Source organism: Streptomyces sp. NBC_00461 (assembly GCF_036013935.1).
In the GTDB taxonomy this organism is placed as follows: Bacteria; Actinomycetota; Actinomycetes; order Streptomycetales; family Streptomycetaceae; genus Streptomyces.
Window position 1 is genome coordinate 1 of the sequence record NZ_CP107902.1, and the last position, 22,505, is coordinate 22,505.

The 22,505-nt window shown below is 67.5% G+C and carries 17 protein-coding genes and 6 pseudogenes; 8 read left to right on the top strand and 15 right to left on the bottom strand.

Annotation, left to right across the window (positions count from 1 at the left end; all coding sequences use genetic code 11):
- Positions 1-522: 522 nt before the first annotated feature.
- The 4 genes and pseudogenes from OG870_RS00005 (at position 523) to OG870_RS00020 (ending at position 4,254) form a co-directional block, all read left to right on the top strand.
- Positions 523-2,946 carry a DEAD/DEAH box helicase gene (locus OG870_RS00005; protein ID WP_266593405.1) on the top strand — a complete coding sequence of 808 codons (2,424 nt, stop codon included), beginning with the start codon at positions 523-525 and terminating at the stop codon, positions 2,944-2,946.
- Positions 2,947-3,132: 186 nt separating this feature from the next.
- Positions 3,133-3,387: pseudogene (locus OG870_RS00010) on the top strand (sporulation protein); the annotation flags it as partial.
- A 92-nt stretch (positions 3,388-3,479) separates the two neighbouring features.
- Positions 3,480-3,800: an ArsR/SmtB family transcription factor gene (locus OG870_RS00015; protein WP_266593403.1), complete on the top strand. Its 321-nt coding sequence runs from the start codon at positions 3,480-3,482 to the stop codon at positions 3,798-3,800.
- The gene (locus OG870_RS00020) at positions 3,793-4,254 is read left to right on the top strand and encodes an SRPBCC family protein (RefSeq protein ID WP_266593401.1); all 462 of its coding nucleotides are present in this window, start codon (positions 3,793-3,795) and stop codon (positions 4,252-4,254) included. The genes OG870_RS00015 and OG870_RS00020 overlap by 8 nt, the downstream gene beginning before the upstream one ends.
- Positions 4,255-4,904: 650 nt before the next feature.
- Here the strand turns inward: OG870_RS00020 and OG870_RS00025 are convergent.
- Both OG870_RS00025 and OG870_RS00030 read right to left on the bottom strand, forming a co-directional pair.
- Positions 4,905-5,564 carry a TetR/AcrR family transcriptional regulator gene (locus OG870_RS00025; RefSeq protein WP_327692277.1) on the bottom strand — a complete coding sequence of 220 codons (660 nt, stop codon included), beginning with the start codon at positions 5,562-5,564 and terminating at the stop codon, positions 4,905-4,907.
- 257 nt (positions 5,565-5,821) lie between these two features.
- Positions 5,822-6,071 (bottom strand): annotated as a pseudogene (locus tag OG870_RS00030) (helix-turn-helix domain-containing protein); the annotation flags it as partial.
- A gap of 1,093 nt (positions 6,072-7,164) precedes the next feature.
- Between OG870_RS00030 and OG870_RS00035 the strand changes: the two are divergent.
- The 3 genes from OG870_RS00035 to lepB all read left to right on the top strand — a co-directional run bounded on the left by OG870_RS00035 (position 7,165) and on the right by lepB (position 10,357).
- The gene (locus tag OG870_RS00035) at positions 7,165-8,148 is read left to right on the top strand and encodes a glycoside hydrolase family 16 protein (RefSeq protein WP_405622974.1); all 984 of its coding nucleotides are present in this window, start codon (positions 7,165-7,167) and stop codon (positions 8,146-8,148) included.
- A gap of 557 nt (positions 8,149-8,705) precedes the next feature.
- Positions 8,706-9,116, top strand: a complete 411-nt coding sequence (locus tag OG870_RS00040) for an HAD family hydrolase (RefSeq protein WP_266593399.1) — start codon at positions 8,706-8,708, stop codon at positions 9,114-9,116.
- 542 nt (positions 9,117-9,658) lie between these two features.
- On the top strand, positions 9,659-10,357 hold the full coding sequence (gene lepB / locus OG870_RS00045; RefSeq protein ID WP_405626643.1) for a signal peptidase I: 699 nt from the start codon (positions 9,659-9,661) through the stop codon (positions 10,355-10,357).
- Positions 10,358-10,939: 582 nt separating this feature from the next.
- Here the strand turns inward: lepB and OG870_RS00050 are convergent.
- Positions 10,940-11,302, bottom strand: coding sequence for a dienelactone hydrolase family protein (locus tag OG870_RS00050; RefSeq protein ID WP_266593397.1), 363 nt, complete (start codon positions 11,300-11,302; stop codon positions 10,940-10,942).
- A 25-nt stretch (positions 11,303-11,327) separates the two neighbouring features.
- Positions 11,328-11,603: pseudogene (locus tag OG870_RS47955) on the bottom strand (dienelactone hydrolase family protein); the annotation flags it as partial.
- Between the two features lie 212 nt (positions 11,604-11,815).
- On the opposite strand from OG870_RS47955, the gene OG870_RS00055 reads away from it, so the two are divergent.
- Complete coding sequence (locus tag OG870_RS00055) at positions 11,816-12,367, top strand: hypothetical protein (RefSeq protein WP_266593395.1); 552 nt, start codon at positions 11,816-11,818, stop codon at positions 12,365-12,367.
- A gap of 12 nt (positions 12,368-12,379) precedes the next feature.
- Here the strand turns inward: OG870_RS00055 and OG870_RS00060 are convergent.
- The 11 genes and pseudogenes from OG870_RS00060 to OG870_RS00110 form a co-directional block, all read right to left on the bottom strand.
- Positions 12,380-12,964, bottom strand: a pseudogene (locus OG870_RS00060) (transposase); the annotation flags it as partial.
- Positions 12,907-13,112, bottom strand: a pseudogene (locus tag OG870_RS00065) (hypothetical protein); the annotation flags it as partial. The pseudogenes OG870_RS00060 and OG870_RS00065, both read right to left, overlap by 58 nt.
- A gap of 42 nt (positions 13,113-13,154) precedes the next feature.
- A complete protein-coding gene (locus OG870_RS00070) occupies positions 13,155-13,787 on the bottom strand; it encodes an ISAs1 family transposase (protein WP_443063458.1) in 633 nt (210 codons plus the stop codon).
- Positions 13,788-14,022: 235 nt separating this feature from the next.
- Positions 14,023-14,172 (bottom strand): annotated as a pseudogene (locus OG870_RS00075) (hypothetical protein); the annotation flags it as partial.
- Positions 14,173-14,459: 287 nt separating this feature from the next.
- Positions 14,460-15,221 carry a methyltransferase domain-containing protein gene (locus OG870_RS00080; protein WP_266593391.1) on the bottom strand — a complete coding sequence of 254 codons (762 nt, stop codon included), beginning with the start codon at positions 15,219-15,221 and terminating at the stop codon, positions 14,460-14,462.
- 32 nt (positions 15,222-15,253) lie between these two features.
- Positions 15,254-16,453 carry a hypothetical protein gene (locus OG870_RS00085; RefSeq protein WP_266593389.1) on the bottom strand — a complete coding sequence of 400 codons (1,200 nt, stop codon included), beginning with the start codon at positions 16,451-16,453 and terminating at the stop codon, positions 15,254-15,256.
- The gene (locus OG870_RS00090; protein ID WP_266593387.1) at positions 16,435-17,247 is read right to left on the bottom strand and encodes a class I SAM-dependent methyltransferase; all 813 of its coding nucleotides are present in this window, start codon (positions 17,245-17,247) and stop codon (positions 16,435-16,437) included. Before OG870_RS00090 ends, OG870_RS00085 begins: the two co-directional genes overlap by 19 nt.
- 184 nt (positions 17,248-17,431) lie before the next feature.
- Entirely contained in the window at positions 17,432-19,273 is a 1,842-nt protein-coding gene (locus tag OG870_RS00095; RefSeq protein ID WP_266593385.1) for a ThiF family adenylyltransferase, read from the bottom strand.
- Positions 19,274-19,294: 21 nt separating this feature from the next.
- Positions 19,295-19,999, bottom strand: coding sequence for a peptidase E (locus tag OG870_RS00100; RefSeq protein WP_266593383.1), 705 nt, complete (start codon positions 19,997-19,999; stop codon positions 19,295-19,297).
- A gap of 5 nt (positions 20,000-20,004) precedes the next feature.
- Positions 20,005-21,306 (bottom strand): MFS transporter, encoded by a 1,302-nt coding sequence (locus tag OG870_RS00105; protein ID WP_266593381.1) that lies wholly within the window; start codon positions 21,304-21,306, stop codon positions 20,005-20,007.
- Positions 21,303-22,493 (bottom strand): YqcI/YcgG family protein, encoded by a 1,191-nt coding sequence (locus OG870_RS00110; protein WP_266593379.1) that lies wholly within the window; start codon positions 22,491-22,493, stop codon positions 21,303-21,305. Before OG870_RS00110 ends, OG870_RS00105 begins: the two co-directional genes overlap by 4 nt.
- Positions 22,494-22,505 lie beyond the last annotated feature (12 nt).

The window sequence follows — 22,505 nt, forward strand, 5'->3', positions numbered from 1 at the left end:
GCGCGCTGGGCCAACGAAAAAGCCGGCGCGTTGCGCCGGCTGTGCCGCCCGCTCCGCGGGCGCAGGCGTGGCAAGCCACGCCATGTCAGTTTCCGCTTCGCTCCAACTGACATGCAATAGGCCCGCGTTGCGGTCCTGTTCCGGCGGCAAGCCGCCGGTCGAGCCGCTTCGCGCCTCGACACAGGTCCGCTTCGCTCCCCTGCTGAAAGGCTCGCTAACGCGAGCCTAGCTGGCTGCAAAGGTGAGGTGTGCGGTGCCTGACTTCCTTTCTTTCCCGGGTACTTGACATATCATCACGAATTCCTGACGGCCCGTAATTTTTGAGGGCCTATTGTCCCATACTGCTGGTGGCGCGATGGGGGTCTTCGGGGTTCATGTGCAGAGGCCGTCATGTATGCGGCACGCTCGGTTGTAGCGTGTGATGGCCTCGCAACTCGCAACTTGAGGCCTTGCATCATAATTTCTCTGTAGAGACTCTACCCTGAGGGCTCACTGCCCCCGTAGATCGAAAGGCGGGATCTCATGCCGAGGAAGCAGCGGCTCCGTCCTCATCAGGTCGAGGCAGTTGACGCGGTGGTCCGCGCGCTCGGGTCTCCGGCGAGCGGAGAGCTCGCAGACACGGCGGTGCGTGCGCAGGTCATTGCACCTCCGGGGGCTGGCAAGAGCCTGATCGCAGTCTATGCGGCGCAGGGGCTGCGTGCCGAACGGGTGTTGGTTCTGGTGCCCACGCTCGACCTGCTGGGTCAGATGGTGGGTGTATGGCGTGCCGGCGGGCGTGGCGGCCGGTTATTCGGGGTGTGCTCTGAGCGCGAGAAGGCCGCTGTGGGGGTGCGGTGCACCACGGATGCGGGTGAGTTGGCGGGGTGGCTCGCGGGTGAGGGCCGGGTGACGGTGTTCGCCACGTATGCGGCGGCGGGCCTGGGTGTGCTGGAGCGTGCACATGCGGCCGGTGCCGGGCGTTGGGATCTGATGGTGGTGGATGAGGCGCACCGGACGGCGGGGGGGTTGGGGAAGCCGTGGGCGGTGGTGCATGACGATCGGCGGCTGCCGGCGGTGCGGCGGTTGTACATGACGGCGACTCCGCGGTTGTGGGAGTTGCCCGGGCTGGAGGGGGCAACCGGTGGGGCGGGGCAGCTGGTGGCGTCGATGGACGATGAGGAGATCTTCGGGCCGGTGGTGTACCGGTTGACGATGTCGGAGGCGATCGAGCGGGGGTTGATCGCGCAGTACCAGGTGGTCTGCGTGGATATTGCTGATCCGCAGCTGTCGGCGGTGCGGTTGGTGGGCGCGGAGGCGTTCACGGATGAGGTGCGGGGGGTGCGGTTGGCGGCCTTGCAGACGGCGGTTTTGAAGACTGCTGCGGAGCACCGGCTGCGGCGGGTGCTGACGTTTCATCACCGTACGAATGAGGCGGAGGCTTTCGCCGGCGGGCTGGGGCGGGTGGCCGCGGCGTTGTGGGAGGCCGATGCGGGATCGTTCGCGGAGCCGGATGCGGTGTGGGCCGACTGGCTGTGCGGGGAGCATCGGGCGGTACACCGGCGGCAGGTGCTGGAGACCTTTTCCGCGGGGCTGGTCGAGGATGCCGTGATGGAGCTGTGCGTGCTGTCGTCGGCGCGTGTGCTCGGCGAGGGGGTCGATACCGCGGCGTGTGATGCGGTGGTGTTCGTGGATGCGCGGGGCTCGACGCCCGATGTGGTGCAGGCGGTGGGCCGGGCGCTGCGGATGCAGCCCGGAGAGGGCAAGGTGGCCTCGCTGGTGGTGCCGGTGTTCCTGGAGCTGGGTGAGGAACCGGACGAGATGCTGGCCTCGCGGTCGTATACGCATCTGGTGAAGGTGCTGACCGCGCTGCGTGCGCATGATGCCGAGGCCGTCGAGCAACTCGCCGTCTCCCAATCTCCCAGCCGGCAGGCTGCCGCGGGCGGGACGGCAGGTGGGGTGGTCAGTGGGGCGGCGCAGGGACTGCTGCGGTTCTCCACGGCCCGGGATCCGGTGCAGTTGGCGGCGTTCATCAGGGCGCGTGTGCTGCGGCCCGAGGGCGAGTACTGGCGGCGGGGGCTGCAGGCCGCGATGGCTTACGCTGCCGATCACGGGCACCTGCGGGTCCCCTACGGGTCTACCGCTCCCGATGGTTTCGCGCTGGGGGTGTGGATCGCCAAGCAGCGCGTCGCCTACCGCCAGGGAACCCTGGCCGAAGAGCGGGTGAAGGAGCTGGATGCGGCCGGGATGGTGTGGTCCCATCTCGAGGTGGCCTTCTCCGAGGGCCTAGCCGCGGCACGCGGCTGGGCAGGGGAACACGGGCACCTCCTCGCCCCCACCGAGGCAACCTGGCAGGGCTACCCCGTGGGGATCTGGCTGCGAGACCAGCGTGCCGCCGCGCGACGAGAACGAGCGGCACAGAACGGGCCTGACGGGGGTCGGGCATCGGGGAAGGCCGACAGCGCGCGGCGGTGGGGGGAACTGGAGAAGATCGACCCTGCCTGGTGCCCCGCCTGGGACATCGCCTGGCAGCGGTGCTTCCACCTTGCCCGCACCCACGTCAACGGCGGTGGAGAACTGCCCGCTGGGCCCGGGGAGCTCGTCGTCCAGGGCGAGGACCTCGGGCGGTGGGCCGGCACCCAGCGCACAGTTGCCGTATGGGACGGCTTGCTGCCAGCGCAGCAGTGGCTGCTCACGCAGGTGCTGCACCTGACGCCGGACGACGATCAGCCTCAGCCAGGCCCTGCCCCGAGCAAGACGCGGGCGCAGATGTGGGCTGCCAACCTCGCCGCCGCCCGCCAGTACCACCAGCGGGAAGGACATCTGAACGTCCCTCGCCAGCACGTGGAAACCGTGGACGGCGACGACCGTGCGCTGGGCGTGTTCATCGCTAACTGCCGGGCCCGCAAGCAACGCCTGGCCTCTGAGCGAGTACGGGAGCTCAGTGCCGTCGGGATGAAGTGGGGGTGAGGGACCGGCGCATGGCGTGCTGGTGACTTGCCTGACAGAATTCCCGCCGCGCGGTTGCAGGAACAGCTTGCCTCCCTCTGGGGCAGCATCCCGTTGCGTTGACCCGGCGCCCGCAAGCGTCTCTCCCTGCGGTCTGGGCCGCTTCAGTACAAGCCCAGCCCGCCTCCGCCTCCACCACCCCCGTCAGAGGCCGCCGACGACGCCCGCCGCTGGGACTCCAAGTACGGCGGCGGGAACTGGAGGGCCAGCTCCGTCACCAGCTGCCTGGAGAAAGAGGCAGCCCCGCTGCTTCAGGACTCCTCCACTGACCAGGTCGGACGCAAGCTGTTCTTCATCACCGTTGAACTGTCCAGCGTGGGCTGGACAGCCTTCGACGTCGGCGAACACGACGTCGCCCAGCGCCACTTCACCCAGGCCCTGCGCATCGCCCGCGTCGGCGGCCGTGCAGCTTCCCGCCGGGGCTTGGTCGCTCGTGTCGCTGTGTCTCGTCGTCCTGCTTGACCCGGGCCATCCGTAAGTCGTAACTTACGTAAGTGGTGACTTACGAGGATGCCTTGTCCGCGCTGGCCGACCCGACCCGGCGGGCCATCTTCGAGCGTCTCGTCGACGGTCCCAAGGCAGTGGGGCAGCTGGCTGAGGGCCTGCCCGTGAGCCGTCCCGCGGTCTCCCAGCACTTGAAGGTGCTCAGGGAGGCCGGGCTGGTCGTGGACCAAGCGGTCGGTACGCGACGCGTGTACCAGCTCAACCCGGCCGGGCTGGGTGCTCTGCGCGCCTGGCTCGACCTGTTCTGGGATCAGGCACTGGCCGCTTTCACCGCGGCCGCCGAGAGCGAAGGACAGCACGAATATGACTGATGGCCCCGTCCGCAAGAGCGTGACCGTCCAGGCACCGATCGAGAAGGCATTCACCGTCTTCACGCAGGGCATGGACAACTGGTGGCCCCGCAGCCACAAGACCGGTGAGGGGGAGCTGAAGCAGGCGGTCCTCGAAGGCAGGGAAGGCGGCCGCTGGTACGAGATCGACACCGACGGCAGCGAGTGCGAGTGGGGCCGGGTGCTGACGTGGAAGCCGCCCACCCTCCTGGTGCTGGCCTGGCAGATCGACGCCACCTGGCGCTTCGACCCGCAGCTGAGCACCGAGGTGGAGATCCGCTTCTTCTCCGAAGGGCCGGATCGCACCCGCGTGGAGCTCGAACACCGTGACCTGGACCGCTTCGGCGAAGCCCAGGACCAGGCCCGTGCCGCGTTCGAATCGCCGGGCGGCTGGCCGCGTCTCCTCGACGCGTTCGCCCAGGAAGCAGCCGCATAGCCGCCAAGGCGGCATGCCCCCGCGGTGCGGTGCCGGACAAGGGCGTGGAATCTGTGGTGCACAGGCCCTCCCGTCTCGATTGACAGCGAGGTCGGGAGGGCCGCTCTGGTGCGCTCGGAGGCGCTCTTGGCCACCGTGAAGGCGGACACCGCGGCTGTCGAACGGCGCCTTGCAGCAGGCGAGTCGACCTGCCCGAAGTGCAGCGCAGTCCTGCGCGAGTGGTGCTGGGGGCGGTGCCGCCGGCTGCGGGCCGGCCGGGTCGGCGGGGTACCAACCATCCGTGGGCGGGGCGTCGTAGAACTTCCAGGACCCGCTGCATCTTGGCCAGGTAGTCCGGGCTCGGTGGAGCCTTCCACGTCGTGGCCATCTGACAGGGCACTTTTGAGCTCGAGAAGGATGCGGCGCAGAGTCTCCCGGCTGATGTGCCGCGACTGCCCTCCGGGCGACAAGGTGCGGCGAGCTTGGCCGGGCTCCGGGTCGGGAACGCGGCGATGCCGCCAGCCGGCGGAGGACGTCCGGTAACCCCGGGTTGCGCTGCGTGATCATCCGCGGATCAGACGAGGCGGTCGTACTCGGGCCGGAGGAGGGCGGCGGGGGTGTTCAACGCCTCACCCTCTGCCCTGCTTCGGTTCGTTCGCGCCCTGAGCCGGTCAACTGGATTGCTTGCCCACTGGTTCGTCTCCCTCCGGCGCCATGGCGCGCAGCCAGGCGCCGGAGATCTCCTCGATCACCTCTTCCGGCGGCATGCTGAAGCCAGCCTGCATGGCCAGCGGCCGTGTCAGGAGATGAACGAGGACGGGCCCGGCCAGAAGCTGGAAGGCCAGGATCGGCTCAATCCGTCGCAGCCGTCCGGCCTGCATTTGGCTGTTCAGGTACCGGGCGAGGTCGGGAAAGCCCCGAGCCATCCCGTGCCTCACGCCCTCACCGACATCCGGGCCTTGCTTGACCAACTCGAACACGATGTGCAGCAGCAGGCCGCCACGTCCTTCCATGGCGTGTGCCATGGCGTGGACCACTGCGGGGATCACATCGCCGGGGTCCGCCTCGGGCATCGCGTCGATGACGTCCGACACGACCGCCCACGGCGAGTAAGCCTTGATCAACTCGTCGAACAGTGCCGCCTTCCCCGGGAACAACCGGTAAACCGTGGCCCGGGAGACCCCGGCGGCGGTGGCCAGATCGTCCATCGACAGCTCTGCCAGTCCGTGCCGGCCCACCTGCTCCAGTGCCGCATCCAGGATCAGCTGCCGTGGCGCAGGTGCCGCTGCGCAGCCGGCCTCGCGCAGCAGCGCCTGGCGGCTGCCGAACAGGCGGTAGAGGGTCCAGAGCCTCGTCCCGCCCCATCTGCTTACTCACCCCGCAGGCTACCGGCGCCGCTCACCCCGCGTCCGGCAAGCCGGGAACGCGATGGGTGTGCAGTCCGGGGCCTGAGGTGCTTGAGGGTGAACTCACGCCGGGCGTAGGGGCTGGCCTGGGGTGTGGCCCGGTCCGCCAGGGAGTCCGCTCCGGGGATGTCTCCGGCGCGGAGTTACGCATCGTCGACGGGGGTGTAGGCCAGTTGACCACCTGCTGACCTAGCGAGGACGTCGATGGCCTCCTCGAAGTACCGTAGGCGGTAGTGGTGCCGATGCCGAAGCCTGCGGCGAGTTGGACGTAAGTACGGCCGGAGCGCAGGTGTACCAGAACGAGAGGGCCTGGCGGCCCGCGCTCCCACGGCGCCATCATGTTCCGCCTTCCTGGCCGCGGGCCCGTAGGCGGGCGGACAGGTAGCGCAGAGTCGAGGCGGACACATCGAGGCCTGACGGGTAGACAAGCACGCGGAAGCTCCTGATGGGCACGTGATCTCGGTCGTGAACCCGTCTATCAGCGGCTTCTTCACGTCCACACACCACCCCTCCAGCCCAACTGACGGCCTCTCCGGTGACATTGGAGAAGGATCACTGTCCACGCCACCCAATCAGTGTTTGTGAAGCGTCAGTAGGATCACGTCATGCCCTCCCCGACAGCCCGCCGCCACCTGCTGTCTACCCTGCTGGTCGTAGCACTGGCCGCATTCGGCTACTACGCCCTGCAGCCCGTCCGAGAAGCTTGTGCGCTCAACTCCGGCCCCTATGGCTCCACCTTCACCCCAAACAACGCCCACGCATCCGGCGATGGTCCTTGCGGTGAAGAGCGCACGAGGTTCCTGACCTGGCTCGGGCGATAGGCACCCCCGACCGGTCGAAGCCGCTGACTTCAGGTTTCCGCTGGTCAGGAGCTGACCAGCAACTGGCCCCGCCACCCTCGCGGATGACCGGGCCAGGTAGAAGAAGCTGCTGACAGGCCGCCCTGGGGGTGGAGCGGGCAGCGACACCCCCAGGGTTGGCCATACGCCTTCGTGACGCCACTGTGGCACACGACGGACCTGCGTCACGATCCATACCGCACAACCGAACTCCGTTGGTACGACGCCAAGTCGCCGGTTGATCAGACAAACAGGCAGTTTTCCTCTGCGTTCGTCGTCACCACCAAGGCCACCTCAGCTCGTTCCCTGCACAGTGCTGTGCTGGCAACGCATCGGTCCTCATATCGCCACCCGACCGGAGAGAGCGCTCTCAACGACCTTGCGCATCAATGGGAACCGATCAACCAACGAATGGATCCCCGACCGCTCCTCGCACATCCTTAAGCGGGCCACCGGGGCAATACCCACTAAAAATAGACACTTCTCCAGCGCTCGATACAGACCGCGGAGGAGCTAGAGGCAAGCCCCCCGCAATTTTGCCTTCACGGAATGGTCACAGTGTGAATTTGAGAGCGTTCTCAGCTTCAAGTGTTGACCACTTGTGGGACTCAGGAGGACAGTGTGGCTCGCGGATGCCGCCGAATCCGCTTCCTCACCAACCCCTCTTGTTTGGAGGCCACTTCGGCATGCCCAAGAAACACATCAGGAAGCCCCGCCATCGCTCTGTGGCCGTGATCGGCTCGCTGGCCGGCCTCGCCCTGCTCGGCTTCGGCCTGTACGGACTCGCCGACGCCTCGGTGGCCAAGCCGTCCGGCGGTTGGCACAAGGTATGGAGCGACGACTTTTCCGGCGCAGCCGGCACGCTCCCCTCCAGCAAGAACTGGATCATGGATACCGGCACCAGCTACCCCGGCGGCGCCGCCAACTTTGGTACCGGCGAGGTCCAGACGTACACAAAGGACACCGCCAACCTGCAGCAGGACGGCTCTGGCCACCTGAAGATCACCCCGCTCCGCAACGCCACGGGCAAGTGGACCTCGGCCCGCATCGAGACCAAGCGCAGCAACTTCGAACCACCGGCCCACGGCAATCTGCGCATCCAGGCCCGCATCCAGCTGCCGAACGTCACCGGAGCGGCCGCGGATGGATATTGGCCCGCCTTCTGGACACTGGGCGCCCCTTTCCGGGGCAACTACAAGAACTGGCCGGGCATTGGCGAGTTCGACGTGATGGAGAACGCCGCCGGCCAGAACAAGGTGTCAGGAACACTGCACTGCGGCACCGACCCCGGCGGGCCCTGCAACGAGACGCAGGGCTTGGGTGACAGCCGTGCCTGCCCGACGACCGCCTGCGCCGGCCACTTCCACACCTACACCTTCGAATGGGACCGCAGCAGCAGCCCCCAGCAGCTGCGCTGGTACGTCGACGGCGTGCGATACCACACCGTCTCCTCCGACCAGGTCGACGCGGCCACCTGGGACGCGGCCACCGGCCACGGGCACTTCATCCTGCTCAACGTCGCCATGGGCGGCGCTTTCCCAGACCCGGTCGCCGGACACGCGACACCCAGCTCCACCACCCGCCCCGGCGTCCCCATGAAGGTGGACTACGTCGCCGTCTACAGCTCCCGCGGCTCTGCCTCCAGCGCTCCCAGCCCGGGTAACTCGTAGGCCGAGGCAGGGCACGTAGAAGCCAGGATTCCGTGACGATGAGAATGTCTCGGCCGCCTGACCGTCGGTGCCCGGCGGCAGTGACCCTGCCGCCGACTTCGCGCAGCCGGGCGGCGGTACGAAAGCGTCCTCGGCCCGGACCGCGCAGAACCGATGTCCAGGCGTGCGGGCGCTCTCCGGGGAGGCGAGGAAGGAACGGCCGGCCGGAGGTAACTGTCTGCGCTGTGGTCGCGTCCGTGGCTTTCCCTCGCCGCCCCGGCACCTCACCAGATCAGCGAAAGGAGACGGTGCGCATGCCGCCGCCTGACATGCCATCGGGTGCCCAGGGGCCCGGCTGCGCTCGCCCGAGCATGACCCTGGCCAGCCACCCGGGCGCCCTGTGCGAGATCCCCGCTCGAGTCCCAGGTGCTGCTCTTCGATTGGTACGGCACCCTCGCGGGCAGCACCGGGTGAACTTCGGAGCACTCAGACGCGCGTTGCGCGCACATGGCAGCAATCTGTCGCGGGAGTGGTTTCTGGCGCGGACCGGGATGTCGGCAGTGGAGATGGTGGCGCACGTGGCTGAGGAGACCCGTTGGCCCATCGATGTGATGGCCGTGGTCAGCGAACGGGATGCGTACTACCTGACGCATGTCGCCCGGGTCCGCCCGGTGCCCGACGTTCTCGCTCTGGCGAGGGCCCAGCAGGGGGTCAGGCGCCTGGCCCTGGTCACCGGAGGAGGGCGGGCCACTGTGCTGCCCACCATCGGACACCTCGGCATGCAAGAGCTCTTCACCACCCTGGTCACCCGCGAGGACGCCCCCGGGGCAAGCCCTTCCCCGATCTCTACGGCGTCGCGCTCCAGCGCCTGGGCGTTCCGGCAAGGACCCTATCCAGATGGGATGTTCGTCCTGCCGTACCAAGGAATACTGACCGGCGCCCGGTATACATCCGGGCCGCCTTCCGACATCCCGGTCGGCATCCGATGAGACGCATGCCCCGCCGGGGCGATCGTGCGAGGCTGGCAGATCGACCCGTTCGAGGCAGCCGCCCACCTGCTCACCCTGGCGGGAACCTGCGGGCCGTTGAGCCTTGCACCGGTTGCCACAGTCTCCACCCAGTGAACGTCCGCTGGTCACGGCAGGCGCTGACCGAGCCCGCCTTCACCCGGCGCTACTGAACTGACGCATCGACGATCAGCGCAGCGCCCGCACGACACAGGCGCCCGGTACTACCTCGACGCGCGTGCCGGCACCGTGGTGCTGATCAACACTGCATCTGCACCGCACCCACCCGTGACCCATCACCGGTGCCTCCGTGCCGCCGTTCGGCATGCATGCAATCAGAAGCGGGCGTCAAGACGCCGGAGTCCCACCACCAGCGCACACAGGAGGCGCCAATGAGCTCACGGAGAGCGATCACCCCGTCCGAACCCACTGTTCCATCTGCGCGCTCCCGCCCTGCGGGACCACGGACAGTGCGGGCTTCCCCGTCCCAGGCGGCCGATGCGCAACCGCAGGACGGCGCGGTGGTGGACAGTCCACCGTCCCCGGCCGGGTCTTCGGGCGCACGGCGCAGTCGACGCCGGTGGCAGGAGGTGCTGGTGCTGTGCGGCATGGTGTTGATCCTTGCGCTGGGGATCAAGACCTTCTTCGTGCAGGCGTTCTCCATCCCCTCGTCCTCGATGCAGAACACTCTGCAGCCGGGCGACCGGGTCCTGGTGGACAAGCTCACCCCCTGGTTCGGAGCCACCCCGAAACGCGGTGAGGTCGTCGTCTTCCGAGACCCCGGGGGCTGGTTGACCGAGCCGACACACCAGACGCGCAACCCTGCCCTGCGCTTCCTGAACAGCACGCTCAGCTTCGTTGGCCTGATGCCTTCTGCGAATGAAAAAGACCTCATCAAGCGGGTGATCGCGGTCGGCGGGGACACCGTGGAGTGCCGTCGCGGAAGCCCAGTGAAGGTGAACGGCATCCCGCTGAAGGAGCCATACATCTTCCGGGGCGCGACCCCGTGCGACGACCTTCCGGCAGGCACCGTCAAGGTGCCCCCGGACCACCTGTGGGTCATGGGCGACCACCGCAACGACTCCTGGGACTCCCGCGCCCACGTCCACGAACCCGAGGGCGGCTTCGTCCCCGTGGACCACGTGATCGGCCGCGCCTTCGCGGTGGTCTGGCCAATCCCACGCTGGGCCGCCCTGCCCGCGATCGAAGAACACTGGAAATGAAACCCACAGAGCCAAACTGCGGGGCTTGCCCACTCCCCGCGCTTGCGCCGACTTCTCCAACCGGACGGGCGCCCCACCAGTTTGATGCACGTCACAGCGGAGGCTCTGCGACGCCGGCTCCGCACCTGCGACCTTCCGTCCTGGATGTGTCCCGCTGGAGTGCTGCACACCCGGCATCATCCGCCGGACGGGGAGCGCCCATTTAGGCTGGCCCATGTACGAGACCGCCGAGGCCTGACCAGGTCAAGGCCCGGCGACAGTCGCCGAGTGGTCTCGCAGGCCGGGGCCGTGCCACTGGTGGAGACAGTCTGCACAACCGTCCCCTACTCGGCTCGGGCAACACCTCGGCTCCGTCCCATCTGGGACGGAGCGGCTGCAGACAACCCGCCCCAGCGCTGGGGTGCCGCGGTCCACACGGGATCGCTGGCCTGTTTCCGCTCCCCCCAGCCACCGCTTCAACCAGCACCAGTCTGCGGCCCGCTGACGTGTCAAAGCCCACGGTCGTGCTGGTCCCCCGAAGACAGGCCATGGGCGACACCGCAGGGTCGTCGACGGACCGCCGGAACCGATCACCGAGGCAGTTCATGCTGTTTGCTCGGCGAACGCTTCGGCAAGGAACTGGCTCGCGGTCGCGAACGAGCGGTGGTCGGCGCGTTCGTCGTGGGCCACGCCGGGCGTTGCGCCGGGCTGGGCGTGCCGGTGGGTGAAGCCGTGCAGGGCGCCGCCGTACATGATGAGCTGCCAGTCCGCGTGCGCCTCCTCCATCTCCTGAATGAACGCCGCAACGTCCGCTTGTGGCACGTGGGGATCTGAAGCGCCGTGGCAGGCAAGGATCTTGGCGCGGACGATGTGCGGCTGTGCCGGAGCCGGTGTCGCGAGGCTGCCGTGGATGCTGACGGCGCCTGCGATCTCCTCCCCGGACCGGGCCAGCGTCAAAGCGGCCATTCCTCCGAAGCAGACCGACTGCGGCGAAGCGTCCGTCGGTGTCCGGGCAGTCCCTGAGCGCGTCCAGCCCAGCCCTGGCGCGCCCGGCCAACGTGGCGGGGTTGTCGCGCAGGGCTGTCACACAGTTCATGATCCGCTGGCGGTCACCGGCCACGCCGTCGCCGTACATATCGCAGGCCAGCACAACGTAGCCGAGTGTCGCCCAGCGTTGCGCCTGGTCGCGTGCGTGGTCGTCCAGACCCGCGCCGCCGTGGATGAGCAGGATGCCAGGTCGCGGCTTCTCCCATGCCTCATCGCGGATACAGCACTCCCGTCAGGTAAATCTCTGCGTCCTGGTAGGCCAAGGTGCGGCCGGTCAGCGGCATTGGGCTCTCCTAGAGATCTTTAACGGTGCGGGTTACGGCGGTTGGATGTGCCTGAGCGCCTCGACGGCGCGGGTGAGGCGGTTGGTCTTGGCGTCGAGTGGCGGCTCTGTGCGCTGGTATGTCAGTGGCGCCGGTTATGTTGCTGGGCATGACAAGTTGGATCAACTGCGGCGTCATAGCGTGGCTGGAAGAAGAGTGGTGCGTGGACGACGAAAGTGTCCTGGTCTACTTCAAGGGGACCGGCCTGGCCACCATGGCCGATGGCTTGTCCGCGCACGACCGGCCGCCGTTCGCCTACGGCAACGGCACGGCACCCGGTGACTGGGGCGTGATCGTTCACCACATGTTCAACCCGTCCCGTGGCGACTTCGACGAGATCGACTACCGCGAACTGTGCCCCCAGGGCGCTGAGCTGATGGTGTTCGTTCCCAACCCGTCCATTGCCCAGGCCCACCGGCCCAAGGCGTACCACTACAAGGACGGCCAGATATCGTCCTGCATCGACTACGAAGGCCCCGACTACGTCGGAGACTACTGGCCCAACAAGCTGGCCTCCCTCATCACGGCGGCCGGACTGGACCACGAGAACGAGACCTACGAGGAGCAGCTGACCCAGCTGATCTGTGACCACCTGGGGCTGCCCGCACTGGATCGTGACACCATCACGGTGGACCGCGACCTGGTGGTCTCCTACTTCTAGGAGACCTTTCCGTTACGGAGGTTGGAGGTCGAGCGCGGTTTTGGCGATGAGTCCCTCGATGAGGCGGGGGCGGTACTGCATCCGCTTCAGCCGCGTCTTCACCAACGCGGTGAGCTGGTCGAGGCTGTGTTTGGTGAGGTTGGCCAGCGACCTCTTCAGGTGTGACCACACGCCCTCGACCGGGTTGAGTTCGGGAGGGTACGGGGGCAGCTGGTAAACGGTCAGCCATAATCGAGCGTCGATCAGCTCGTGCATGGCGCGGCTGACGTGCGTGTTCAAGTTATCCCACACCAAGACGATGGGGCCGTCGAGCTGCTGGTGCGCGGCATCCAGCAGGCGGGCGTAGTCGGTCTCGGTGAAGCCCTTGCGGCGGCCCTTGGCGGGACCACGCTCGAAGTGGATGCGGTAGATCAGCCGAGGCCGATGACCGTCTTTGGCGCAGATCAGCGCCGCCATCGAGACGCGTTTGGTGCCTGCGGCGGTGACGTGCACCACCGGGGTGTGGCCCCGTCGGCCCCAGGTGCGGCCCTTGGGCGGCCTCAGGCCCTGGCCGGCTTCGTCCTCGAAGCAGAGCCAGGCGCCCAAGTCCGCCGCAGTTGCCGGTCGGTGTGGGTGCGTCGTGCGGCGGCGATGTTGACGTGCCCGGCCAGTTTGAGGGCGCCTCGGATCAGGTCGCGGAGGCGGCCAGGACAGCGGGGGTGTTGTGGGCCCTGACCTGGGACTTGTCCTCGTTGAAGGTGACATCCCAGGGCCGTTGCAAAGTCTGACGAACTTGAATCCTTGCTGGTCAGGTCAATCCGAGGAGATCGAGTGGACGACGGAAGGGCTCGTAGGACATCTCGCGGATCCCGGCGGCGATGTTGGCGTGGCCTGCCGCTCGCAGGACGTTGATCGCAAAGCTGCGGAGCGTGGCCATGTTCTGCGGCCCGTACCCGGTGCGGATCTTCGAGGCGTCTTCGGCGAAGGTGGTGTCGCGGACGAAGTGGAGCCTGTTCTCGATCACCCACTGGGAACGGGCCAGCTGTCCGAGCCGCTGGGGGGATGCCTGGCGGGCTGTCAGGTCGGTGAGCGCGTAGACGGTCTGCCGGGTGACCTTGCAGGTCCTGATGTCGGTGCGGTGGCGCAGGATTTTCACGGCCTGGACCGCGTGGGGAAAGTCCAGGCCGAGCTCGGTGACCGTCAAGGCCCTGGTCGCCCTCGTCTCCTTGCGGCCGTGCCCCGTCTCGCGGTCGTAGCGCCGGGCGGTGGCATGCTTCCACGGCAGTGCCCTCAACTGCCGCAACAACCCGGGCTGGTTGGCCTTGACCACCAGCAGATAGTGCGCCTGCTTCTCCTCCACCAGGAACCGGGCGTGGGCGCGCTGAGTGTGCAGCGCGTCGGCGGTCACCGTCACGCCCGCCAGGTCGAACGGCTCCAGCAGGGCAGCGGCAGGTGATCTCGTCGGTCTTGTCCGGCACCCGCAGCTGGGCGACTGTCTGCCCGGCGCCGGTCATCGCGGCCAGCAGGTGCGCGGCCGGGCCGGTGACGGTGCGCGAGCCCCGGGCACTCTTGCCGTCCACCGCGAGGGTGCCGGCCCCGGCCGGATCGGTGCCGAGCAGGTCGGCGAGCCCGCCCGGGCAGACCGCATTCAGGACGCGGCGCACGGTCGCTGCGCTCGGCGCTACGCGGACGCTGAACACCGTGGCCACGCGGGCGCCGAGCCGGGCGAGGGCCGCCTGCGGGGCCGACTTGGCCCACTGGCCGATCGACGTGAACGAGCGGGCCCCGGCCAGTACGGCGGAGCAGGCGATCAGCAGCACGCTCACGAACGAGTAACGCCTCCCGCGCCGGTGGCGCGGATCGGCCAGCGTGGCCAGTCGCTGCGGCAGATGCGGGAGCGCGCGGTGCTGACGCGAGGGCGACTTGATCAGGCAGACGCTGGCAGACTGACGGCTGGCTTCCTTGCGGATCTTGAGGCGTAGACACCTTCATGATCGACAAGGGCCGTGTCCGTCTGCGTTCGGGGCGCATCAACACGAGATCATCGCGAACCGGACATCCAGGGGAGAACGCCGGGGCCGTGGCGCAGCCTGTGGCGCCATCGAGCAGTGATTCAGGCGGACTTGACGGCGATCCAGCCGCCGAAGTTCATCCATCTCCAGAAACAATCGATGCGGTGGAACCCCGCCTGTCGCAGGAGCTCGACATTCCATTTGGCGGTCACAGGCACCAAAACGCCTTCAAGGGACAGAGCCTTGCGATCGATATCTTCAGGACTATAACCGTTCTGCATTTTAAGCTGATGGTAGAGCTTGACCATCAGATTGTTCATATCGGAGTCGGAACCCAGCACCTTCTCCACCAGAACAAGGGCCCCACCGGGTGCCGTATGGTCGTAGATCTGCCGCATGATGCGTTGCCTGTGCTCGATAGGGATGAACTGGAGAGTGAGCACAGCCAAGGTCAAGTCGGCCTGCACGTCAGGGTAGAAGTCGCGCATGTCCCGCTGGTGCACCTCGACGGAGCCCTCCACACAGCCGACCGCGAACCGCTGCCGCAGGGCCTTGGCCATCGGCTCTGACGCCTCAAGGCAGACGAACCGCCCATCGCCTTGGAGCGCTGCGACGAAAGGGGCGATCGCTTCTCCTCGGGAAGCTCCGCAGTCGACGATCGTGGATCCCCGTCGGACGAATTCCGAGCCGCAGGCGAAGACAGTGTTCCGCATGACCTCGTACTGCGGGATACTGCGGGCCAGCATGTTGTCAAAAACACGCGTGACCTCCGGGTCGAAGGTCCAGCGGCCCTGTGGGACAACGCGGTCGACCTCGCCGGCCGTGGGCCAGACGTCCTGACGGTGGGGGGCGGGAAACGCCACGGCAGACTCCTTCAATGTGATGAGCGAGATGATCAGCGGATATCTGTTCCCGGCTCACGCAGACGCGCGAATTCGGTGCCGAACTCCGGGAGCGCATACACTGCCGGGCGAGGGCGAACCCAGACGTTGGCGCTGGGGATGTCATAGCCGCCGGCGGCGCCGATGATGACGCGGTCCCCGGGGCGGAGACCAGCAGGGCCGACGATCCGCGCAGCGAAGAGGTCCGACTCGTAGCACATGGCGCCGTAGAGGTCATAGCGGAGGCTGCCTTGATTGCCTGGCTGGAGGAACTCCACCGGGTGGTGCCATCCGTTGATTGAGCGGACCAGGTTCGTGCCTGCGTCCAGCACGACCACATCCCGGCGGTGACGCGGTTTGCGGACGGCGACCGAGGCCACCAGCACCGCGTGGTCCTCGACCAGACTGCGGCCGGGCTCGATCACCAAGTGCAAGGCCTCAAGGGGGAGCCCGAGCGCACGGCACTCGGCGGCAACCTCCTTGGCGTACACCGACCACGGGGGCAGCGGCACTCCGGGGGCACAACTAGCGGCGGGGAACCCACCGCCGATGTCCACGGTCAGTGGTTCGGCGGACTGAGCGAGCAGATCGCTGAGTTGCTCTCGCCAGTGACGGAGAACAGCGCGATAGGGCTCTGCCTCCAGCGGGTGGAGTCCGGTGTTGAAATGGATGCCACGCACAGGAATGTCTGCGGCGGTCAGGATGCGACGCGCCTGTTCGACCTCGCTGGGCAGCAGCCCGAACCGGGACCAGCGCCGTCGTCCCCGGGGCACCGCAAGCCGCAACGACACCCGCGGGCATGCGCCCCCGACCGCCCGGTCGGCGAGCGCCTGCACCTCCGCAATGCTGTCGGCTTGGATGAGGACACCCAAGGCCACAGCCTGGTCAAGCTCGGAGGGGAGCTTCACCGGCCCATCGAAGTACACCTGGGACGGAGCGAAGCCGTCGGCCAGAGCCGCCGCCAACTCGGCTCCCGATACGACTTCGGCTGCGGCACCGCACTCCCTCAAGAGCGTGGTGACGCCGGGCAGAGCGTTTGTCTTGTACGAATACGCCATCGTGAAGCGGGGGAACTCCTGGCGCCAGGCCTTGGCCATCGCGAACGCGGTCTGCTTGATCGCTTCCAGGTCGAACAGGTAAAACGGCGTGGAAAGCTCGACGGCCGCGTGCACGCCGGACCTCAGGCGCTCGGAGATCAACGCTTGGCCCGCCAAACACCGACCATGAGCCCCTGGAAAGAGCGGTGCTCGTCCAGCACTAGCCGAGTCTCCCGCAGGCGGTGGAAGCAGGCGTCGCGCACCGGCCGCGAGACGCCCGCCAGGGCCGGCACCCGACCGTAGACGGACTTCCGGACCGTCCGGGTGACACGACGCGGGCCCAACGACGGGGTGTCGCGCAGCACCTCGTCCACCAGTTCGAACTTCTGGGAGAAAAAGTCAACCCAGAAGCTGCGGTCACGCCCGGCGTCGGTGCGGAACCCGATGGCGTCGGCCACCTGGTCCAGCAGGTGAGCGGGCGGGCGCTTCCGGTAGTAGAAGGCGGAGACGCACAGCAGCCCGCCGGGGCGAAGGACGCGGTGCACCTCGTCGAGGGCCCGCTCGCGCTGTTCTATGAAGCCGAAATTGCAGCCCCCCAGGACGTGTGTGAACGAGTTGTCAGCCAGCGGCAGGTCCGCGGCGTCGGCGACCTGGTACGAGAAGGCAGGGTTGTGGTTGGCGTACCCACGCGCCTGCCTGACGGAGTCTTCGGAAATGTCGATGCCGTGAACGGATGCCCCGGTGAGCCCATGAGTGGTGCGGCCCGACCAGCCTGTTGAACAAGCCAGGTCCAGCAGGTGGGAGTTGCTGTCGATCGATGCCATGGAGACCCACTCGTCGACCGTCCGGAACGCGCCAGGCGGGGTGTTGTGCTGGCCGAGGAAGGCGACGAAGTCGGGGTAACTCTTGTCGAATACGGCACTGACACCGGGCTGGCGGAGGTCCAACCGCCCCGGGGTGCGAACAAACACTCTTGATCTCCTTTGTCGCTGCGGGGTGCCGGGCTCGGGGCCCGGCACCCCGCAGCCAGTGACTAGTTCATCCAGCTGCGCTGGTTGCCCTTGATGCGGATGATCCGGCGGATCTTCAGAACGATGCTCATGGTGGGTGCCACCTCCCTTCCGTGGATTCGTTGGGCCTGGGAACCGATGCCGATCAGAAGTTCGCCCGGGGCGAACTCTGGGCACCGGTGCTCTCGGGGCGAAGAACGAAGGCCAGGAAGTACGGGATTCTGGATGCCTTCGCCCAGATCTCGGGATGCGAAGAAGCGACTTCGTCCTGAGGCTGCGGTTCGTAGAGCTCGGTGATCTGGAAGCCGGCTTGGCGGAATGCGGCGAAGTAGGTCTGGACAGTCCGATGGTGGGTGGTTATGGCGTCCATGACGATGTCGCCTTGCGATCCTTCGCGGTGCTTGGTGACCGGGCCTTCCGTGAAGTAGTGCTCCAGCCGAAGATCCTCGTACTGCCACTGGCCGCGGTCGTTCCTGCGGTTCCAGCTGGCGCCGTCCTTTATCGGGTGGGGCACGGTGACGACGACTGTCCCGTCCTGACGGACGGCGCGGCGCAGGTCGGCCAGTACAGGTGCGAGGTCAGCAACATGGTCGAGGACGTTGTTACACACGACCAGATCGAACTCGGCCTCGTAGGGGGGCAGCCGATCGCCTGCTACGGTGCTCACCCGGCTGACGAGCTCGTCGGGGATGTTCTGCCGCAGCATGTCGAGCATCCGGGTTGACCGGTCGAAGCCCACGACTTGGGCGCCTAGGCTCGCGAGCATCCGTACCTGCTCACCGGTGCCGCATCCATAGTCGAGGGCCTTGGCGCCAGGCTTCACAGCGGTGAGTTGTTCCATCAACGGATCCAGGACCACCGAGTTGAGCGACGCGTCTGCGCGGTCGGACTCGTACAGATCCTCTAGCGCCACGCTCTGGACTGCCGTCGACCAGCGTGGGTCGGGAATGACAGGTCCGCAGGAGGTGCAGTCGGAGCGTCGCGGGAAGTGTTCGCTGTGCAGCCTGTAGGAACGGGAGTCGAGCATGAGCCTGGTTCCGGCGGAACGGCAGTCACCGCCGAGGAGGCAGCGCAGTACCTCGTTGGCTGCCATGGCTGCCACTATGAGGTTGAGCGGGCCGTAGCTGCCTGCCTGCAGCCCTAGGTTGAGGTTGGGACCGGGCTTCTCACCGGGTTCGAGGTACTGCTCGAGTTCGCCGATGTCCCGAAAGCACTCGTAACAGGCCGTGGTTCCGGGGAGCACCAACGGTCCAACAGCGCCGAAGGACTCCAGGTACCCCGCGGCCAGGTAGCCGAAGGAATGCCTGCGCGCGGCGTCATCGATCCACTCATGCAGTTCGTCGGGGCTGTCGGCGGAGAGCACGGCGAGGTCGCATTGCGCCAGGTGCTCGTCGAACAGCTCGGGGCCGGCCGGGGCGCGGACCGTAGTGATCTCGACCGTGGAGTTGAGTCGGTTCAACCGCTCTGCCGCCACCTCGACCTTGGGTCGGCCCACGCTGTTCTCGTCGTAGAGGAACTGGCGGGTCAGGTTGCTCAGTTCAACGTGGTCGCCGTCCGTGAGTATCAGTTGCCCAACCCCGGCGGTGGCAAGCAGGGTGGCCACGTTGCTGCCGATGCCGCCGGTTCCGACCACAGCGACGGTCGCATTCGACAGGACCTGCTGGGCGTCGGCCGGGTCCAGGCCCATCATGTCGAAATACAGCAGGTGACGGGCGTACCGCGTGCTGTCCGGTATCGGGGCACCGATCACACGGGCGTCCGCGAGCTGAGCGAGCATGTCCTCGGCCCCCTCAGGGCTGAACCCTGCGTCAACTAGGTGCGCGACCGCCGCGCCGCGGTCGGTTGGGGCGGAAAGCAGGGCGACCAGATCGGTGAGGAAGTCGGGGGCGTCCAGGATCTCGGTACCGTTGGGTGGCAGGTGGCCGATCCGGAGTGTCGTTCCGAGCTTGCGCACTTCCAGATAGGGCTTGATCTGCAGCGTGTTCATGGCAGGTCCAACTTTCGGGTCTTAGAACGTCAGGAGGCGGGACGGAAGCGCTGTCTCGGTCACCTTGCCGTCGGTGCCGCAGGTGACTCGGTGGAGCGTTGCTCCGGCCTTCCTGGCCACTACCTCGGTGGGGAGGCCATCGGTGAACAGGGCTGCCGCTGCGTCGTCGAGGGCCCATCCCGCCGGGAGTGTGCCGGAGGCGACCGCGTCCAGGTAGGCGGGGAGGCGTTCGGCCTCGCTGTCGTAGTGCGGGCACAGGCTGCCGGGCAGCAGCCCGAGGCCATCCCGCAGGGGGGCCACCGGACCGAAAGAGTCGGTGAGGCAGGCATCCATCCAACAGGCGGCACCGGCGCTGATGCCGCACAGCAGCACCCCTGCCTGGTAGGCCCCGTGAAGGATTTCGTACAGGCCGTGCAGTCGCCACACCGCAAGCAGATTCGCCGTGTTGCCACCGCCCACGTACACCACGTCCTGCCCCAGGAGGCAGCTGCGGAGGTCCAGGTGAGCGCGGCGAAACAGCGTAAGGTGGGTCGGCTCGCAGTCCCGCCGGCCGAAGGCGGCGTGGAATCGGTCGATGTAGCCCGTCGAGTCTCCACTTGCGGTAGGGATGAAGCAGACCTTCGGCCGTTCCTTACTCACGACGTCGAGGACGAAATCGTCGAGCAGGGGGTCGGGGTCGTCGGAGAACCCACCGCCTAGCAGCACAATCCTTCGCGGACGGGACATGGTGCCTACTTCCTCTCCGGGCACAGTGACTCAGCTCCCGGTGGCCGCTGTCTCCAGCGGCTCCGAAGCGTCGACGGTGGATCGGGGCGGCTCCTGAGCCGACGAACCTGCGGCACGAGCAGCACCACAACGGGCACCGACAGGGCGAGCAGCAGGCTCGCGCCGCGCAGGGTCGCATGCTGGCCGGCGGCCGCGGCGGCGCTGCCCGCAATCAGGTAGCCGAAGGGGCGGAGGCACGAGGACCCGATCCGGTCGAACGCCGCCACCCGACCTAGCCGGTCCTGCGGTGTCTCTCGCTGCAACGTTGTCTCCCAGAAGGCGTCGGCAGCCGCGAACCCGGCGCCTGCCAGAGCCGTGGCTGCCATCAGCGCGGGGAGCCAACCGATCCCTGAGAGCGCCGCCATCGCCGGCGTGCAGACGAGCAGAGCCACCTGCATGGCGACGAGCGGTCGAGCCGGTCTGAGCCGTAGGGACAGCATGCTCCCGATCAGCGAACCGGCGCCGAAACCGGTCACGAGGACTCCCCACGCGTCGGCACCCCCCAGCGAGGAGCGAGCGATGACGGGACCCAACGTGAAGAACCCGGCGAAACACGCTTGGAAGAGCAGCCCCTGGGCGATGCCTGCCACCAACCAAGGACGTGAGCTCACCTCGTGCCAGCCTTCGGCGAGTTCCCGTCCGACCCTACGTGGCAGTCCGCCGACCTTGGGCTCGACCTGGCTCCGGTGGCGGAGCGCCAGGAGCAGGGACGCGGACAGCAGAAATGTCGCCGCGTCCGTCAGTAGCGCCCAACCAGGTGCTGCGGCGGCCACGAGAACACCGGAGACCGCGGGGCCCAGCATGCCGGCCGCGTTGCTGACCAGGCCGAGCAGGCCGTTGGCGCGCTGCAGTTCGCTGCCCGGCACGGTCACTGGGGTCAGGCCGGTGGCTGCCGGGGGGAAGAACGCGCTGGCAGCCCCCAGCATGGCCTGCAGCACCACGATGAGCCAGACCGTTGCGTGGCCGCTGAGGACCGCCGTCGCCAGGGTGCCCTGAACGATCGCGCAGACCAGGTCGCTGGAGACCATGACACGCGCTCGGGGCAGACGGTCGGCCCAAACTCCGCCGAACACCAGGAAGACGACATTGGGGAGCGTTCGGGCGGCCAGCACGAGGCCCAACGCACCAGCGGACGGCACGGACTGAAGCACCGCAAAGGCGACTGCTACCAGGGCGAGTTCGGTGCCGAACCGGGAGAGAGCGTGCGCGGCCAGCAGACGGCGGAAGTCCGGGTGGCGCAACGGAGCGAGAGTCGGGGGAAGTCTCACCGGGAACTCCAGCGATCGTCCTGGTCCACGCGGGCTTCCCACCACCGCACGGGAGGCTCGCCGAGACCAAGAGGCTTGACAAATCGGTATGCCTCGAAGGGCGACAGTGTGATCGCCAGGTCGTAGGGGCGGCCGTGCTGGTCGTACAACTCCCGAATCCGTGAGCGCACCGCGGACGAGATGATCCCACCGCTGCCGGGGCTCACCGCCCGGTCGAAGGCATGGTCGGCTTGCAGGAGCAGGAAGGTGTAGGGCTCGCCGAAGCTGTGCCGGGCATGATCCGCCGGATAACAGGGCGCCATCGTCACGAGAAACATCCGCTCGCCGGCGAAAGTGAAGTACCACCCCTGACGCTCGGGGGACCGCAAGCCGCGACGGCCGCGGCCGTCCTCGGCAGCGAGCCCATCCAGCACTTGGCGCGTCGTAGCCGCCAACCGATCCACCGAATCCCCGAAGGAACCTGGCAGGGCCAGGACGAGCCCATCCACCGGATCCCGGCGGGCAGCCTCAGCGAATCCGCGCACCAGGGGCGCCCACGCACGGACAGCGTCGTCGATACAGCGTCCGGTCCACGAGGCCATCCAGATGACGGAGCGCCGGGCAAAGACGCACTGCGTTCGCCCCAGTACGCGGCCAAAGGCTTCAGCTTGTTCGCCAGACACCGGAGACCAGTCGCCGCAGTCCACACCACCGCCTACCTTGAGCGAAACTTCTGCGTGGCCAAGGCCACCCTGCCCGGACGCGCATGCGGCACGCAGGGCTCCGATCCGTGCGGACACTCGCCCCAGCAGCACAGCAAGGGATGCCTTTCTGAGCCTCAACCGCTGCCAGGCCGTCAACCGCACCGCTCCCGAGTAAGCGTCGACGAGTCGCTCGATGGTCGCAGTGTCGGCACGCAAGCCCTCGGCAATGCGGCCTCTCCCCATGGGCAGAGAATATGGAATCGCATGCTTTCCGATCAGTCGTGCCAGCTCAGCGGCTGCCCCTTCAGCGGAATCGAGAAATGCAACTGTCTCGGCGCGACTCCCCAGGAATACCTGAGCTGCCGACTCACTCAGCAGCCGAGCTGTTGAGCGCATTCCTGTTGCGGGGGCAGGATCCCGGAAATCTTGCTCGGTCGCCGCCTGCGAAATTGCAACCTGCGACTGTTTTGGCATCTGTTCACCTCCGGTATGCGCCGCGCTCACTGCATCGCTCCT